Source organism: Paenibacillus lemnae, assembly GCF_012933385.1.
GTDB classification, from domain to species: domain Bacteria; phylum Bacillota; class Bacilli; order Paenibacillales; family Paenibacillaceae; genus Paenibacillus_AQ; species Paenibacillus_AQ lemnae.
Genome location: NZ_JABBPN010000010.1, coordinates 73,596 through 90,266 on the forward strand (window position 1 = coordinate 73,596; position 16,671 = coordinate 90,266).

General features: G+C 47.8%; 12 protein-coding genes. 5 read left to right on the forward strand and 7 right to left on the reverse strand.

Annotated elements, in window-relative coordinates:
- Positions 1-56: 56 nt before the first annotated feature.
- The 4 genes from HII30_RS12200 to HII30_RS12215 form a co-directional block, all read right to left on the reverse strand.
- Positions 57-860: a PhzF family phenazine biosynthesis protein gene (locus tag HII30_RS12200; RefSeq protein WP_169505319.1), complete on the reverse strand. Its 804-nt coding sequence runs from the start codon at positions 858-860 to the stop codon at positions 57-59.
- A gap of 127 nt (positions 861-987) precedes the next feature.
- Positions 988-1,173 (reverse strand): hypothetical protein, encoded by a 186-nt coding sequence (locus HII30_RS21625; RefSeq protein ID WP_169505320.1) that lies wholly within the window; start codon positions 1,171-1,173, stop codon positions 988-990.
- Between the two features lie 149 nt (positions 1,174-1,322).
- Positions 1,323-1,691 (reverse strand): sensory rhodopsin transducer, encoded by a 369-nt coding sequence (locus tag HII30_RS12210; RefSeq protein ID WP_169505321.1) that lies wholly within the window; start codon positions 1,689-1,691, stop codon positions 1,323-1,325.
- A gap of 14 nt (positions 1,692-1,705) precedes the next feature.
- The gene (locus HII30_RS12215) at positions 1,706-2,821 is read right to left on the reverse strand and encodes a rhamnogalacturonan acetylesterase (protein WP_343045103.1); all 1,116 of its coding nucleotides are present in this window, start codon (positions 2,819-2,821) and stop codon (positions 1,706-1,708) included.
- A gap of 213 nt (positions 2,822-3,034) precedes the next feature.
- Here HII30_RS12215 and HII30_RS12220 point away from each other — a divergent pair, with 213 nt between their 5' ends.
- From HII30_RS12220 to HII30_RS12240, 5 genes are all read left to right on the forward strand, one after another.
- Positions 3,035-4,816, forward strand: coding sequence for a cache domain-containing sensor histidine kinase (locus HII30_RS12220; RefSeq protein ID WP_343045104.1), 1,782 nt, complete (start codon positions 3,035-3,037; stop codon positions 4,814-4,816).
- The gene (locus HII30_RS12225; RefSeq protein ID WP_169505323.1) at positions 4,791-6,350 is read left to right on the forward strand and encodes a response regulator transcription factor; all 1,560 of its coding nucleotides are present in this window, start codon (positions 4,791-4,793) and stop codon (positions 6,348-6,350) included. Before HII30_RS12220 ends, HII30_RS12225 begins: the two co-directional genes overlap by 26 nt.
- 138 nt (positions 6,351-6,488) lie before the next feature.
- Positions 6,489-7,826: an ABC transporter substrate-binding protein gene (locus tag HII30_RS12230; protein WP_169505324.1), complete on the forward strand. Its 1,338-nt coding sequence runs from the start codon at positions 6,489-6,491 to the stop codon at positions 7,824-7,826.
- Positions 7,827-7,868: 42 nt separating this feature from the next.
- Positions 7,869-8,768 (forward strand): carbohydrate ABC transporter permease, encoded by a 900-nt coding sequence (locus HII30_RS12235; protein ID WP_169505325.1) that lies wholly within the window; start codon positions 7,869-7,871, stop codon positions 8,766-8,768.
- A gap of 4 nt (positions 8,769-8,772) precedes the next feature.
- Positions 8,773-9,612, forward strand: coding sequence for a carbohydrate ABC transporter permease (locus HII30_RS12240; RefSeq protein ID WP_211184567.1), 840 nt, complete (start codon positions 8,773-8,775; stop codon positions 9,610-9,612).
- On the opposite strand, the gene HII30_RS12245 is transcribed toward HII30_RS12240, so the two are convergent.
- From HII30_RS12245 to HII30_RS12255, 3 genes are all read right to left on the reverse strand, one after another.
- Positions 9,609-12,221, reverse strand: coding sequence for an exo-rhamnogalacturonan lyase family protein (locus HII30_RS12245; RefSeq protein ID WP_169505326.1), 2,613 nt, complete (start codon positions 12,219-12,221; stop codon positions 9,609-9,611). The genes HII30_RS12240 and HII30_RS12245 overlap by 4 nt on opposite strands.
- A gap of 150 nt (positions 12,222-12,371) precedes the next feature.
- The gene (locus HII30_RS12250) at positions 12,372-14,693 is read right to left on the reverse strand and encodes a helix-turn-helix domain-containing protein (protein WP_246246334.1); all 2,322 of its coding nucleotides are present in this window, start codon (positions 14,691-14,693) and stop codon (positions 12,372-12,374) included.
- A gap of 255 nt (positions 14,694-14,948) precedes the next feature.
- Complete coding sequence (locus tag HII30_RS12255; RefSeq protein ID WP_169505328.1) at positions 14,949-16,550, reverse strand: extracellular solute-binding protein; 1,602 nt, start codon at positions 16,548-16,550, stop codon at positions 14,949-14,951.
- Positions 16,551-16,671: the final 121 nt, after the last annotated feature.

Consider the following 16,671-nt stretch of genomic DNA (forward strand, 5'->3'; position numbering starts at 1 on the left):
GAGGGCGGCGCTTTTACTGCCTTTAGGCTGCGCATATTTCCATTGAACGGGGAGAACTATTCCTGCTTGTGCTTCTCTGCCTCCAAAACGGAGGATAATGTGGTGACAGCCTGGCCCTGAATATCTACACGTTCGGACAGCACCTTAACTTTTAAATAACCGGGTCTGAATGAAATCTGCTCAGCCGTCAGCTCGTTCTTCTGCAGTCGTGATGCCCAGTATGGTCCCAGGCAGCAGTGAGCTGAGCCGGTAACAGGGTCTTCATTTACACCGACAGCGGGATAAAAGCATCGGGACACAAAGTCGATGCCTTCCCTTTGGCTTTGACTTGTTACAATAATACCGCGGGCATCTACCTTTTCCCATTGGGTAAAGTCCGGCTTCAGGTTTTTCAAGATCGCTTCGCTATCCACCTCAACCAGATAATCCATTCGATTCTTACCGACATATACGTGTTCGGTTCCCAATCCTTCGCTCAGATCCTTAGGGGCAATGCATGGACTTTCCGTCTCTTTCGGGAAATTCATACAGATCCACCCGTCCTCAAGTCTGCTTGCTGTCAGGACACCGCTTTTGGTACTAAAACGCAGGACCTCTTCCTGACTGAAACCTTTCTCCCACAAAATGTGTGCGCTTGCAAGAGTAGCATGTCCACACAAGTCCACTTCACTTTCAGGTGTAAACCAGCGCAGCTGATAAGAGTCTTTCTGCTTCAGCAGGAAAGCCGTTTCGGAGTGATTCATTTCCGAAGCAATCTCCTGCAGCCAGGAGTCGGATCTAGTTTCTTTCAGAACCAGAACAGCTGCGGGATTTCCCCGGTATGGCTGATTCGTAAATGCATCGACAACATAAATATTCATGAGGCAGTTCCTCCTGTCTATATACGTTATGGAAGTTGAGTTGCAGGACGTGCCTCTATTATAGTTAAAAGCACATAAAAAAGCCAAAGACAGGCGCTCGACACAGCCCTTCTTTGGCTTTTTACCATTATACTGCAGCGTCTATGCGGGCTTGTACAGCTTTATCACAGCGCTTGCATACTTTTAAAGCCGTTCCGTCTGACTTGGTGCGCGGATAAAGCAATTTGATCCGAGTGCTGTGACACACAGGACAAGTACCTCTGCCTCTAGAGGGCAGGTGCCATAATGAGTGTCCTCTTTTGGATTTAGCCATTTCTGTATTTCCCCTTTTCCGAAAATTCGGTCTTCAAACGGACCACCGGTGATGAACACGGCAGGACATTGCTGTCCTGTGAAACCATATATATGCTGCATATTCCGGTTTCATTCTGGTTCGTCTGTAAGGAGAAATACGAACTTTGTCTACTTGTGAACCGGATACGCCATGACACTCATCAAGGCATTCTCGGCTTGGGTAGAATCCAGGCGGCTGTACTGCACGAAAATCGGCAGACTCGCAGTAACTTCCATGGCATAGGGAACACCCGACGGGATGCGTTCTCCATTAGACACAAGTCCTGCGGTTCGAATATGCTTCGTACGTTGGCCCGGAACGACCGCTTCCATACCGAAGAGAGGGTCTCGATCTTCAAAATAGACGTTGATCATAACCGTAACCTCTTCCTTATTCAAATTCAGCACGCATACCGATTCATGGCTTTCCAGCTGACCTGAGCTTTCCGGCGGAATATATCCGTCCGGGATCAGCCAGCGCGTTTCGCTCTGGTTCATGTATTCAACCTCCATTAACGAAAGAACAAGGTTAGCGGCTGAAGCGATAACTCCTTCAGTCCCTCCACTACCAGCTCTGCAATTTTTAAAGCGCCGTACTCCTGAAAATGGGTATTGTCCTGAATACCCTCCGAAAAATGAATGAATTCGCCGGGCGCGCCCCACATAAACAGCGATTTGCTTCCTTCCATACCCAGCTCCGTGTAAAGACGTGCACTTTTATCAGCGAGGTCTACCAAAGGTACATTCTTCTCGGCAGCGAGTTCCCGGACCGCGTCCAGATAAGCTCCATGCGTGTCCTTTAAACTTCCATCCGAATGGAAGAAACGCCGCTGCACCGAAGTGATCAGAACGGGAGTCATGCCTAGGTTTCGGGCACCCTCTACATACTCTGAAAGATACTGCTTGTAAGTCGTGGAAGGATCCGTATGCCGCTTGGTATCCTGCTTTTGGTCATTATGACCAAACTGGATCAACAGATAATCTCCACTTCTCGCCTGATCCCAGATGCGCTGAAGTTCCTTTTCCTCAATATAACTTTTTGAGCTTCGTCCAGACCGCGCACGATTCACCGTGGCTGCATCACCTTTCAAGAAAGAAGAAAACATCTGACCCCAGCCTGCGTACGGATAGCCATCAGGTGATTGATTCGCTGCCGTGGAATCCCCGGCGATGAACACAATGGCAGTTTCGTCTGTAGGAGCAACGTTCATCGCATTCAACCGGGGAGCGAGACCGGAAAAATCAAGTTTCAGCTGTCCTCCCTGTACCATAATGGAAAAATTGTGCTTCACAAACTGCCCTGCACGAGTTTTCACTCTATGTAAAAGCATTTGATTCTCCGGACCTTTAACCGTCGTTTCTGTCTCCGTAATCCTGTCCCCCATCCAAAGCTCCACTCTATAGAGTCCGTCCGGCAGATCAAGCCGGAAAGTCGCCCCGTAAGGGATACAGAAGTCGCGTTTGAGTTCTCCTGCCTCGTCCCGGTCCAGGGCCGTGAGTTCACTCGTGACATCAAAGCCATAACCTCTCTCTGAGGAATACCAGTCTTCGGCTCCCACCTTGGTATAGCCTTGGACAGCAGGCCCGGTTCCAAAATCAAATTGAAAAGCGGTTTTCAATGTCTTCACCCTCTCTTCACTAAGTTCCCTGGCTATATTATCTCCTTTCTATATACATCACGTATATGAAATAAACCGTGCTTTCCTGTTAAAAAACAGGGTAAAACAGGATCGTACCGCTATTAGTTGAACAAATGGTAAAGAAACCAGTTATATTGACAGCGTTTACATCGCGGTGACATAATGTGTACACCAAAATCCCCCAGTAAGGAGAAGTTTATCGTGCAGACACGCCCTCTACATTTCAGACATATGCGCATCAAAAACAAGCTCTCCCTCTTGATTGCGTCCATTGTGGCCATCACATTTACGATCGCGCTGATCGTACAGCAGTATGCGTTTTCCGTCTATGATGAACAGCTGTATCAAAAATCGTCCACCGTACTTCATCTGTCTTCATCGGTTATTGAACAGGAACTGCAGCGAATCGAACAGCTGTCCTTCAACATCATTACAGATGCTCAAATTCAAACACATCTTCGTACCATTGCAGATAGTGAATCGGAGTATGACATGCTGATCCAGCGTCAGCGGCTCGCCGACAGACTGTTATATTATGTTGGTTCAGAACCCTCCCTTCATTCTATACATATTATCGATGCTCATGGAAAACGTCAGAACCTGGGCAGAGTGATTCCTATCTCTGAAAATAAAATTAGCAGCATGCTGATACAAGCCGGGGAAGGCAGCGGTCAGGAACGCTGGACATATCCGGACGCCTCAGACCCTGCCCTGATCCTGACAAGAGACATCCGATCCTACTCGGGCACACTGTTTGACCTGGAACGGATCGGCACCATTTTTATACGTATTGACATGGACCGGCTTGTTCATCAATTCACCAGCCAGGAAGGCGATCTGATGATGATCTCGGGTCACGATGTCATTTATCCACGCCTCCCCCAGGTCAATCCGGCGGAAATCCCTTCTTCATTCTTCAAAAATGATAACCATGGATACTTTATTCGGGAATGGGAAGGAAAATCCTACTTTACTGCCTACAGAAAATCAGCTGAAACCGGCTGGACTTACATCAATATCACGCCTTTTAATGAAATTTTCAAGCGAGTATTGTTTATTAAAAGCCTTGTCATCTATGTGTTTATCTTTATTTTTGCCGTCGCCATATTATGGGGTGTCCGTTTCTCCCGCAGTTTAACCAAACCGATCGAGAATCTCATGGCACGTATGAAACTTGCGGAGAAAGGTAATTTTGCAGAAGCTAACGTGCTGCCACCGGATAAGGAGCCTCCATCCAGAGATGAACTCGGCTTGCTTCAGCGCACCTTTCGGCTTATGGTCGAACGCATCAACGTGCTCATTACAGAAAATTATTCCAGTCAGTTATTGATTAAAGAAACCGAATTCAAAGCACTGCAAGCCCAGATCAACCCTCACTTTCTGTACAATACACTGGACTCCATCAACTGGATGGCCAAAGTAAACAAGCAGGCCCAAATATCTGAAATGGTTCAAGCGCTGGCCTTTCTGCTCCGAAACTCGATCAATTTAAAAGAGTCGCTTCTGACACTGGAAGAAGAATTGGAAATTGTAAAAAACTATATCACCATTCAAAAGATTCGTTTCGGTGACCGGCTGTCTTTTCACCTGGAACTGGAATCTGTGGATTTGCAGCGGAGAATTCCCAAGCTGACACTGCAGCCTCTGCTGGAAAATGCCATTCACTACGCACTGGAGCCGTCGATCCATCCTTGTCATATTGCTGTCCGCGGTCTCACCGATCAGGATCTGTTCATTCTTGTGGTAGAGGATGACGGACCCGGCATGGATAATGATACGCTGGAGCGGCTTCGACAAAATGATATGCAAACCAACGGAAATGGAATCGGTTTGTTAAATATAGATGAACGGATCAAATACGCCTTCGGCGATCAATACGGGATCACGATTGACAGTACCCCCGGCACAGGCACACGCATCCAGATCATCATTCCGAATGAAGTGGAGGAGAGTTCATATGTACAAAGTTCTTCTGGTAGATGATGAAAATATTATTCTTGACGGAATTTCACGCATGGTAGACTGGGAATCATTTGGGACAGAACTTTCCGGTACCGCACACAATGGACTGCAGGCTTACGACCAGATTATGAAAGATCCACCCGATATCGTCGTTAGTGATATTCGTATGCCTGGACTGAACGGGCTGGAGCTGGTGGCCAAAACCTATGAAACCCATCCCCATATCAAGTTTGTGCTGCTCTCCGGTTTCGGTGAATTTGAATATGCGAACCGGGCCATGCAGTACGGGGTCAGGCATTACCTTCTAAAGCCCACCGATGAGAGCAAGATTGCAGAAGCACTGCAGGAGATCACACGGGAGCTGAAAGATCAGCAGCGCAAAGAGCATTTTGTTCAGGATATGAAGGAACGTTTTGAGCGGGTTATCCCTCATGTGAAGGAGCAGATTCTCAAAGAATTTGTAAGCAACAAAACCTATGGACGCCGTGACTTGGAGCATTACCGAGGTTTGTTTAAATATGATTTTGATCAGCCTGTACGTCTTCTCCTGTGCCAAATTGAAGGTCAAGTGGATCTGGAGCATCCTTTTGCGGTCAAAAATATTGCAGAAGATTTGCTTCCCTCCATCCTTATTAGTACTACCATCGGCGAATATGTTCTTCTGTTATTATCGGATCCGGATTCTGCAGAGAATTATCAGCTTCACGAGCAGGTTCAGGAGATTCGAGCAACATTTAGTACCTATTACAAAATGAATTTAACCATCGCCATCAGCCGTTCCGGACGTATAACGGAGGCGAGGCAAATGTATCGTGAAACCCTCCTGTCCTTAAACTATCGGTTTTATCTGGATGAAAGCGGGATTATTACACCGGAAGATACGCTGTCTTCTGACGGCGAATCTTCAGCGTTCGTATTCGACGAAGAACGGCTGGCTATGCCGGTTCGATCAGGAGATGTACAAGAGGCGCTCAGCGCTTTGGCTGAGTTTACATGCGAGTTAAAAAAAGCCCAGCTCAGCATTGAAATGACCAAATCACATGTAATCCAGCAGTATGCCGCGCTTCTCCGTATGGCCGACACCGAGCACATGAAAGCAGCTTATCAGAACATACCGGAAATCGCCGAGATGACTACTTTTCAAGGACTGCAGGTCGTGCTGGAGGATCTGGTATGCGATTTGACTCAGCGAAATTATGAAAAACAGTCGGTCAAGTATAATGCAATCGTCCAGAAAGTTATTGATATTGTGGAGGAACATATCGGAAACAGCGGTCTTTCTCTGAATATGGTCGCCCATGAAATGCTTTATATGAATGCAGATTACCTGGGAAAGCTCTTCAAGAAAGAGACAGGTGAGAAGTTTTCCAATTATGTCATGCGCCTGCGTATACATAAAGCAACCGAGATGATGGCTGCCGACCCAGATATTAAAATTTTTGAAATGGCAGAACGTCTCGGTTTTGGTGATAATCCTCAATATTTCAGCCAGGTGTTCAAGAAGCAGACGGGTATAACACCTTCGGAATATATGAAAAAAGAGATTTCACAATGAAGACGTTCTCTGGTTTTTAAACAAACTGATCTGTTTTTTTCCTTACTCCCTTCTCCTTGATTAACGATAATTGGGAATGTAAGCAGTATCAGAAGGATCGAGATTACTAGTTTTACTATGACAAGGGGAGGTTCATCAATGAAAAAAGCATTAACAGCCATTCTATCGCTTAGTATGGTATTCAGCCTGATCGGCTGCTCCGGGTCGACTGCAGAGAATCCCGCAAATGGAGATACGCCGGGTCAAACCCCGGCTGCTGCATCAGGGGACAAGAAAGATCCGGTCAAACTGAGGGTCGCCTGGTGGGGAGGACAATCTAGGCATGACTACACACTTAAGGTAATTGAAATGTACCAGGACAAAAATCCTCATGTGACCATTGAACCGGAATATGCACCTTTTGATGATTACTGGAAAAAGCTCGCCCCTCAAGCAGCTGCTAACGGTCTGCCTGATATTATTCAGATGGATATTTCCTATTTGAATCAGTATGCCAGCCGGAATCAGATCGCCGATCTGAAGCCATTCGTAGACAGCGGCAGCCTGAATCTGGATGATGTTAGTGAAAACGCCGTTAAGGGCGGAGAGGTGAACGGCAAACTGGTAGCCATGACGCTAGGTACTAATGCCCTGCAGACGACATTTGATGTAGAAACTATGAAACAGAACGGAATCGACATTCCCGGCAAAGAGTGGACGTGGGAAGATATGGACAAGCTGGGTGCCCAGGCCAAAGAAAAGGGATTTTTAATGGGCGGCTTTGCTTACCGGCATGACGTATTTTTCCCTTATTATTTGAGAACGATGGGTCAAAAGATGTACAGCGAAGACGGCAAATCGATCGGCTATGCCGACGACCAAGCATTTATCGATTATTTCAACCGCTATCAAACATGGTATGACAACGGCTACATCCTCTCTCTGGACAAAGAAGCACAGAAAAAAGGCGTGGCTGAGGAAGATGATATTTATCTGGGGAACGCGATATCAGGCAATGGCTGGTCCAACCAGTTCCTGGCTGTCGCGAATCTGGTCACTGACCGTTCGCTGGAATTGAATCCGATGCCGGGCCCTGGACAAAAAGAAGGGTTGTTCCTGAAGCCTTCCATGTATTTCTCTGTTACAGAGTCTTCCAAAAACAAAGAAGAAGCCGCCAAGTTTATTGACTTCTTCATCAATGATGTAGAAGCAAACCAGCTCATCAAAGGGGAGCGCGGTGTGCCGGTATCCTCTAAGGTCAAAGAAGCCTTGAAACCGGAATTGACGGAAAACGAAGCGAAGATCTTTGATTATGTGACATGGGCTGAAGAAAACAGCTCACCTGGAGACCCGCCGAACCCGATCGGCGCTGTAGAAATTGAAAAGCTTCTGAGAGATTACAGCGAACGAATTCTGTATAAGAAAGTGTCCATTGAACAGGCTGCTCCCGATTTTCGTAAAGAGGCAAATGCCATTCTGGCCCGAAGTCAAAAATAAATCGCGAAGCCGCTCCAATCTTAAGCTTAGGGGTTGACAATCATGAACAAGCTTCGGGAGAACGAGCACCTGACCGGTTACGTGTTTACCGCTCCTTTTGTTCTCGGGTTTCTTGTTTTTACGCTGTATCCGATTCTCTCTTCTCTTTATTATTCTTTTACTGACTACAATTTGTACGAGGCTCCGGGATGGCTCGGACTGGACAATTACCAGCGCATGTTTACAGAAGATGACAAAATCGCCAAGTCGATGCAGGTCACCTTTACCTATGTATTTGCCAGCGTTCCGCTCCGGCTTGTCTTCGCCCTGTTTGTTGCTATGATTCTCAACACAGCCACTCGAGCTACAGGTATTTACCGATCAGCGTTTTATTTACCTTCGCTGATCGGAGGCAGTGTGGCAGTAGCCATTATGTGGCAGCAGATCTTCGGTGACCAAGGCTTGCTCAATTCCGCCCTTTCTCTATTTGGCATTCATTCCACAACCTCATGGATTGGAAGCCCTAGTACGGCGCTTTGGACGCTGATTGCCTTGTCCATCTGGCAGTTCGGTTCCTCCATGATAATTTTTCTGGCCGGCTTAAAGAATATTCCCCGAGATTATTATGAAGCCGCCAGTGTGGATGGAGCTAATTCAGTGTACCGGTTCTTCAAAATTACACTGCCTATGCTCAGCCCGATTATCCTGTTCAACCTGACGCTGCAGACGATTTCCGCATTTATGACCTTTACCCCGGCATATATCATTTCTCGAGGTGAAGGCGGTCCACTGGACCAGACTCTGCTGTATTCCCTTTATCTATATCGTAAGGCCTTTTCCCACTTTGAGATGGGGTATGCCTCTGCGATGGCCTGGATTATGCTGCTGATTGTGGGTGTACTGACACTGCTGATTTTCAAATCCTCTACCCGCTGGGTGCATTATGAGACGAAAGGAGACTAGGCCTATGCCGCTGCGAAAATCCTCACGCATGTTCTACCATATTCTCGTCGGCGCTTTCGCCCTGCTCATGATGTATCCCATACTGTGGCTCGCTGCAAGCTCACTAAAGCCGAACAACGAAATTTTCACTACGGCATACAGCCTGATCCCCAGCCGGCTTGAGTTTGTGAACTACAAGACAGGCTGGAGAGGTTTCGCGGGAACGACATTCGGAACCTTCTTTACCAATTCATTCATCATTGTTATCCTGTCCACCATCGGGGCCGTCATCTCTTCTGCGCTGGTTGCTTATGGTCTGGCTCGCACCCGTTTTTGGGGCCAGCGCTTCTGGTTTGTCTGCATGATGGCTACGATGATGCTGCCCCATGATGTGATTCTGGTTCCGCAGTATGTCATGTTTGCCAAGTTTGACTGGGTAGGTACATTTAAGCCGCTGATTATACCGCACTTTTTCGGTACGCCATTCTTTATTTTTCTGATCATGCAGTTTATTCGTACCATTCCCAAAGAGCTGGATGAAGCCGCTAAAATTGACGGATGCAGCAAGTACAGCATCTTTTACCGGGTTATTGTTCCGCTGATCGGTCCGGCTCTGATTACCTGCTCCATCTTCTCCTTCTACTGGAGATGGGACGACTTTATCAATCCGCTGATCTTTCTGAACAACCCGGAGAAATTCCCCGTCTCTCTGGCCCTGAAGCTCTTCCTAGACGGGGAATCCTTAAATAACTGGGGCGGTATGTTCGCGATGGCTACGCTATCTCTTCTGCCTGTGGTCGTTGTATTCTTTATTTTCCAAAAATATATCGTGGAAGGAATCAGCACCACAGGATTGAAAGGTTAACACTTAGCAGCCTGTCCTGCAGATGGTTCTGTCTCCGGCAGGGCATCGCCAATCAGTTCCAGACTGATGATAGCATTCAAAGACCACTGCGATGCTTCATTCGTATTCATCCATTCGAACTCCTGCATTTCCCGGACATAGGTAACGGCAGCAGCATCATGCTGCAGATCCGTGTAAGCAAAGTGATGTGTCAGCAGTGTCGACCAGACCAGATCTGCTGTCCGCTTATCTTTCCGGTACCAGGCACCATATGCTGCCAGCGCCAGAGTCAGCAGCGGATGCTCAAACCGCTCCGTGCGGATGACTCCGCCTGTAATCTGGTCCTTCTCTTCTTGGGATAGATTGTAGAATACCCCGAAATCCGCCATCATTTCATCCCACTGCGGATCCTTCAACAGAGCCGACAGCTCAAACCACACCTGTGGGGCGCCCATACAAAGTGCTAAATGCCTGCCCCAGTTGTCGTCACCCATAGAACTCAAGATACCGGTTTCGGGATCATATCCATATGTAGGTCCCGAGATTAAACCAAAGTTCGCCTGTTTGATACATTGAATACCGGTCATCAGCTTGTCGCGATAAAACTTATCCTCATGCCGCTCCCACCGGGTCATCCAGTTTGAGCTGAATGCGGCCCAATCCGGCCCAACCCGGATGTGAGTCGGGTGTTCATCTTTGGGGAAATATGCCCGCATGGGGTCTAAATGGACCGTCGCATAGTCAGCATCTTTCTCATCATCCATCATATCTCCGATCCGCTCGTCACCGGTTAAATAATAATAGTAACGATGCAGGCCAGCCATGGCTATTCGCGCTTCCTTGCACCCACAGCCCCAATGGACGACATTATGCCGGGATCCGAGCATCGCATATTCTCCCAGATGATAGACGTCCACCTCACTGGTGTGACGTGTCATTGCCTCAGCCATTCGGAAGATATCCTCCCTGCCGGTCCGGATAAACATGAGCCACAGCCACATATTCGGCACCAGCTCTGTATTCTGCCAGGCGCAGCCTCCGAGGTCATAATTCCAGACATGACGCGCCGGGTCATAACTGTGCATAAAATCACCGTAATCCCAGAAGCCATACCATCTTCGCTGCTCCACCTCTCTTTGATAAAAGGCGATAATTCCGTCCAGCTTATCCTCCACATTGGCTTTGGCAGGTGTTGTACGGTCAGGCAGACTCCATATGCCAAAAGCACCTTGTGACCGCAAATACGCTGGCTCACACATGAGCTGAGGAGGTGATTCGTTGTACCTCGCATAGGCTTCAAGCTCCTGCGATGATGGAGCAGCATCCCGGCACCAGATCATCAGCTCGTTCGTATTCCCAACACCGTAAGCGGTTGCACGAAACTCTTCTGCACCTTCATAAGATGACTCGACATGAGTTTCCGTATCATAGTGGCGCATATCCATTGCCCCTGCATCCGGAGACCAGAACCAGGCTGTAAGCTGTGCTTCATCCTCAGTCATATCCTGCGCTTCCATTCCGGAAGGATGCTTCTGCCAGAAGTCACGCATTCCCAGCACTAGGCCGCCCCCGGAGCCTCCAACATAAGCCACCCCCCGTGCTCTGCGGCCTTCGGCAGCTTTAACCCAGCTGCAGCCGGCCTGCGTACGCTTGGCCATCTTATAATGATCTGCAGAGAGCTGTGATACCTTGAATTGATCCCAGCGCGCCGAATCATCCAGAATGCCCTTGAAATAATCATCGTCCATCTCTTCATCCGTCAGTGTTTCTCCATCAAGCTGACGCTTAAAGAGCTCCAGATATTTCCCTTTGGTCCGCCGCGAATGAAGTGTTTTGGGAGACTCGCTCAAGAAGCCGCTGTCGCCGGCAAACCGGACATGACGGTTATACAGTCTGCCCTGCATCGGGATACGAAATGATATTCCAAGCCCCTTTACAAAATCATGTTCTGCATTGCCGTCATAAACAAAGGTGTGCACGATGCGGATGGACTCCAGTCCCGCATAGGCATACATTCGCAGTGAGAATGGCAGCCAGCTTTCGTCTACGTCCACGGCACGGTGGCTGCCAGTCAGTTTAACAACGGCACGAACAGGTCCTTCCTGTTCCACTTTAACTTCGGAAATACGGGATTGATATCTTTCTTCCCGAATGATGGTTGAACCGGTCTGTTCGTTTACCGTTTCCTTGATTGCAATCAGTTCACTGCCGGTACACAAAGTAACACCGTTACGGGTCATGCTGGAGATGATGCTATTGCCTGTTTTGGATATCTGCAGCAAGATTGCACCTGTATCAATGACAATGTCATCATTGGTCTCTCGTACCGTTAGCGGCGAAAACGATGCAGACTGTTCGGCATCCCGCTTCCCCACCATCAAAGTGCAGTCCTGTGGAGGTTCCGTTAAAAAAGCGGCCGCATGCCCCGTCCATTTCACACTGCCATCGGGCCAGTAGGCAGCCGGCCAGCTCTGAAGCGGGACGGCTGCTTTTGATGCACCGGCGATCAGCGATAAGGCATCCTCTCTTGAAAGCTGACCTTCCTTCCACGGAATTCCCCATGTCACTCCGGCCGAAGGCGGATGGTCTTCACTTAACCAATGCAGCTTCACTTCTGTGCTGTTCATCATCTCATCTCCTCTTGGTCTTCCAATTTGAATGATCGTTGTTTAGTGTAAAGAGAGTCCGGTTTACAGGCAATAATACGATCTTGGAAGCGAAAGATTTGGCTGATTTGTACGATTTCTCACTCCTTGCACTTTTTTGTTGATCTATTATGTTCATTCAGTTCGGCTGAGTTCCCGGTAGCGGGTAGGCGTCATTCCCTCAAGCTTTTTGAATATCCGGTTAAAATAGCTGTGCTGATAACCCACCTGTTCGGCTACTGTATTAATCTTCAGTTCCGAATCACGCAGCAGCTCTTTAGCTCTTTCAACACGCAGCTCGGTTAAATAATCGATGAAATTTTTCCCGGTCACTCGTTTGAATGACTTGCTCAGAAAAAAGGGATTTGTTCCGATATGGTCCGCGCAGTTGTCGAGCGAAATGTCATGCATAAAGTTGTTTTGCATAAAGATCATCGACTGTTCAATGACTCGTTTAACCTGACAGTCCGATCTGCTGCTCAGTTCCCTCATGAATGGAGTAATCACCCTCTCTTGAAACCAGTCCCGGACCGCTGCCGGCTCCTTAATCTGTGAAAGCTGTTCGTATAGATTAGCACCTTGAAATAAACGGCTTGGCTGAATGCCTGAAACCAGCATCGTATGCTGAACCGCTCCCAGGAGATGAAGCATTCCCTGCTGCACATCAATGGCTTTAGCTCCCTTAACAGAGAGCGCTTTTTGAAAATCACTGAGCAGGTCCCGGGCATCCTGCTCTTGTCCGGTCCGAAGTGCTTGCAAGAATTCCCGTTCCAGCGTAAAAGGATACTGCGGGCCAGAGGTTTCATCATAGTCCAGCTTCTCCATCTCAATGAACTGGTTATCATTATGATAATTGCGGAAGCTTGCCGCATTCTTGACTTCCTCAAAAGCAAGCGGAATGTCGCTGATACGGGTCATCACGCGGCTGACAGCTAATGTAACCCGCATATTTAACAGCTTGTTCACCTTCTGTGCCAGCTCTTCACTGAACTGGTGGACCATTTCTGAAGTGGACTGCCCCTGCGGCATAAACAAGAGCAAACATGAACCAAGATCGTGAAAATTAATCGTGCTGCTCTGCTCAAAGTAATCCTTCGCCAACTCTTCAATCATATTGACTGAGGCAAAGGTGACAAGGCCTTCATCACCAAACTTGAATTTCCCCTCCAAACTGTCAATTCCCGTCAACTGAACATAAAGCACGAGAAACTGCTTTTCCTGCACCTGCCATGTATAACGCTCCATTCTTTGACACAGATCATCCTCTGAATAGGCGTACAAATAACCCTGCAGCAGCTGATGCAGAAAGCTTTCCCGCACGTAGGGCAGCTGCTCCAGCAGGCTGGCGTTCAGTTCGCTGCTTTCCCTGCTCAAATGTCTGCACTGACGCTCAATCAAGGCGAATTCATTCTCACGTTCAGCTCCGTACAAGGCTGCAGCCGGAATCAACTCCTTCATTAATCGTTTGACTGGCGAATACATCCTTCTTGAAGCGAACCATGCAAGAAACACCGCAAGCAGTAACGCGATCAAACTGACCATTAATATGACTTTGGAGATCAATATGACAGGCGCTGTAATATTCGTAATCGGGGAAGCAGATACGTACAGCCAGTTATCCATGATGCGCGCAAAGTTACCATAGGTAACAGCATAGGTTTTGTCATTCCAGTTGAAAAGAAATGATCCTTTCCCGCTTCTGCCCATCTCGACTTTCTCACGGACTGCTGTTACAAATGGTGAATCAGCAGCATGTCCATTGGCGGAGATGTACATGCCGTTGTTCCCGTCCATAAGAAAATTTTCGCCATTCTCGTAGGGTGTGATGGTCCGCAGTGCTTCGGCAACCTGTTCATTGTCCAGCCGGACAACCAGAGCTCCGAATGGCTGCTGAATCCCCCCTGGAATATGGTGAACAAACGTTAACTCCCGTTTCCCAGGATTCGCTGGATCGAGCGCCAGCTGTGTCCAGTAGGTTGTTTTTTCAGTGTCGATCAGTGAATCATAGAGAGCTGCGGCAGCTTGGTCATTTACAGTGGAATACTCCGGATAAAATAACTTTGGCTTCTCCCCGCTCTCCTCGCCCCCCTTCAAATAGAGACTGACATTATGAATCATTGTGTTGGAGCCCTGCATCACAAGCAGGGTATTGGTAATTTCCCGCGTTTTTTCAAATTCGCGTGTGAAATCCAGGCCGTAGAGAGAGTAATCAAAACGGGTATCAAAAGCCCAATGCGCCAGCATCATCTCGAGATTGGACAACTGCTTATCCATATTCATCGAACGCTGCTCAATCTGATTATTGTGAAGCTGAAGCAGTTCACTCTCCAGTTCTCCTCCCGCCATGTAATAAACGATAATGCCGGTAATAATTCCAGGTATCCCCGCAACGAACAAGAACATCATCAAGCTTTTTCTATAGAAGCTTCCAGATCCACTGAAAAAACGGGCTATCATTGACTTCCCACCATTCATCGTCAGCTCACCAACCATATTCTTAGATTTGTCCGGTCTGCTGCCAAAGAATCATCTCTGCATCCATACTTATGTAAGCGTATTCAAATATGAAGAATAAAAAACCCTGCTTCTGAAATAATCATAGTGGGCACTATCAGAGAAAGCCAGCAGGAATTCAGATTACATTGTTTAAAAATCAGTACAGCATAAAAAAGAGGCACACAGCCTCTTTTTTATTGGGGATCGACAAAGGGTTTATGATTTCGATGCGCTGTACAGCTCATTGATTTCTTTGACATAATCGTCGCCGCCGGATTTCTTCCACAATTCAATAGCGTCACGCCAGCCCTGCTCATCAATTTGACCGAAGATAAATTTGATTCGCGCGTCGTTAATTATGTTCCCGAGCTGCTGTCCTTTTTGCGAATATACCTCTGAAATAAATGGTTCAGCCGGATTCGCCACAATCGTATCCCGGTTTTGGATCTGCACCTCGGTCTGCTTTAAGCGGAGCGGAGTCTGGGCAACCTGAAGTCCCCTGGTTTCCGGAATATAAGGAATCATTTGATTCAAGCCTTCCACCTCAGATTCAAGGAGAACGGTATCGGTGCTTCTTTCCAGTGTCTGGTCATCGATCTTCGTATAATGGGCTCCTTCAAGTCCGTAACCATTCAGGGTTTGCAGTTCCGGTTCATTCAGCTGGTCAAGGAATTTCAGAACACGATCAAGTTCCTCTTCTGTCTTAACGCTTGACTTGGGAATCGCCAGTAGACCGGCAAAACCGGAAGTTGGCAGTGTATGGATTTGTCCATCAGGACCTGTCACAGCGCCGAAGACATCCATATAGTGCTCCCTTGAATCTTCTTTGCCTGCTTCCGCAAGAGATGCTTTAATTTTATCGTCAGCCCGGGCGGCTCCGTCCACGACGTCAATGATTACACCGGCCTGCCCATTAGCGATCGGATCAATCCACTTGGCGGAATCCATTACAGCAAAGTCCTGGTTGACGAGTTTTTCATCGTAAAGTTTCTTCATAAACTTGAGCGTTTCGAAATATTCATCGTACTGGAAGTCCGGTACAAGCTTGCCGTCCTGCTCTCCCCATGTGTTTGGAGCACCGAACCACAGCTTGATTTGATCAAAGCCAGAACCCCATCCTGGCGCCCATTTCACCATGACGAGACCGTAGGTATCATCTTTACCGTTGCCATCCGGATCCTGTTCTTTAAAGGCCTTCAGCATATTGTAGAAATCATCAATCGTCTTTGGCTGCGAGAGTCCGACCTTTTCAAGCCAATCCTGACGGTAGTATACACCGTTACGCCCAAGCTCCCGCCCCCGGTAGATGCCATAGGTCTTGCCGTTGATGGAAGAGTTGTTCAGAATGACTTCGTTAGCCTGGCTGAGGTTCGGATAGTTTTTCAGTTTATCCGTCAAATCCCAGAATGCGCCCGATTTCACGGCACTAACAAAGCTGGGTCCTTTTGCATCTGGCACATAGATGATTTTCGGCAGATTTCCGGATGCCAGTGTGATATTAAACTTATCCGGATACGAAGCATTGGGTACCCATTCGAAATGGATATCTGTGTTCGTCAATTTTTCCAGTTCGGCCGCGACAGGGCTGTCATCCTTCGGGTAATTCGTTTTAAAGATCGGCAGCATGATATTCAGCTTCAAAGGTTCCTGCGAACCGCCAGCAGATTCTGCAGCAGGAGGAGAGACCGGTGTTTCGGTCGCTGCTTTCTCTCCCCCGCCGCTGCTGCCGGAAGAGCAGCCCGCCAGGGACATCGCACAGATCGTGCTCAGAATAACTAACGTGGACATGCGTTTGACTTTCTTTGTTTTTCTCTTCATTCAATATGCCTCCTTTTAAATTGTTCAAGCTTATTGCATAACCGCACGCGTTCGATGAAAGAGATGAAATATCTGATATGTAAGCTGACCGCGGCGAGGATACACCAGGAATGCGCTTTTC

Bases quoted from the DNA above. Each gene is read 5' to 3' on its own strand.
- HII30_RS12240 (WP_211184567.1), top strand. From the start codon at position 8,773: ATGCCGCTGCGAAAATCCTCACGCATGTTCTACCATATTCTCGTCGGC.
- HII30_RS12250 (WP_246246334.1), bottom strand. From the start codon at position 14,693: ATGATAGCCCGTTTTTTCAGTGGATCTGGAAGCTTCTATAGAAAAAGC.
- HII30_RS12225 (WP_169505323.1), top strand. From the start codon at position 4,791: ATGTACAAAGTTCTTCTGGTAGATGATGAAAATATTATTCTTGACGGA.
- HII30_RS12245 (WP_169505326.1), bottom strand. From the start codon at position 12,221: ATGATGAACAGCACAGAAGTGAAGCTGCATTGGTTAAGTGAAGACCAT.
- HII30_RS21625 (WP_169505320.1), bottom strand. From the start codon at position 1,173: ATGGCTAAATCCAAAAGAGGACACTCATTATGGCACCTGCCCTCTAGA.
- HII30_RS12200 (WP_169505319.1), bottom strand. From the start codon at position 860: ATGAATATTTATGTTGTCGATGCATTTACGAATCAGCCATACCGGGGA.
- HII30_RS12230 (WP_169505324.1), top strand. From the start codon at position 6,489: ATGAAAAAAGCATTAACAGCCATTCTATCGCTTAGTATGGTATTCAGC.
- HII30_RS12255 (WP_169505328.1), bottom strand. From the start codon at position 16,550: ATGAAGAGAAAAACAAAGAAAGTCAAACGCATGTCCACGTTAGTTATT.
- HII30_RS12235 (WP_169505325.1), top strand. From the start codon at position 7,869: ATGAACAAGCTTCGGGAGAACGAGCACCTGACCGGTTACGTGTTTACC.
- HII30_RS12210 (WP_169505321.1), bottom strand. From the start codon at position 1,691: ATGAACCAGAGCGAAACGCGCTGGCTGATCCCGGACGGATATATTCCG.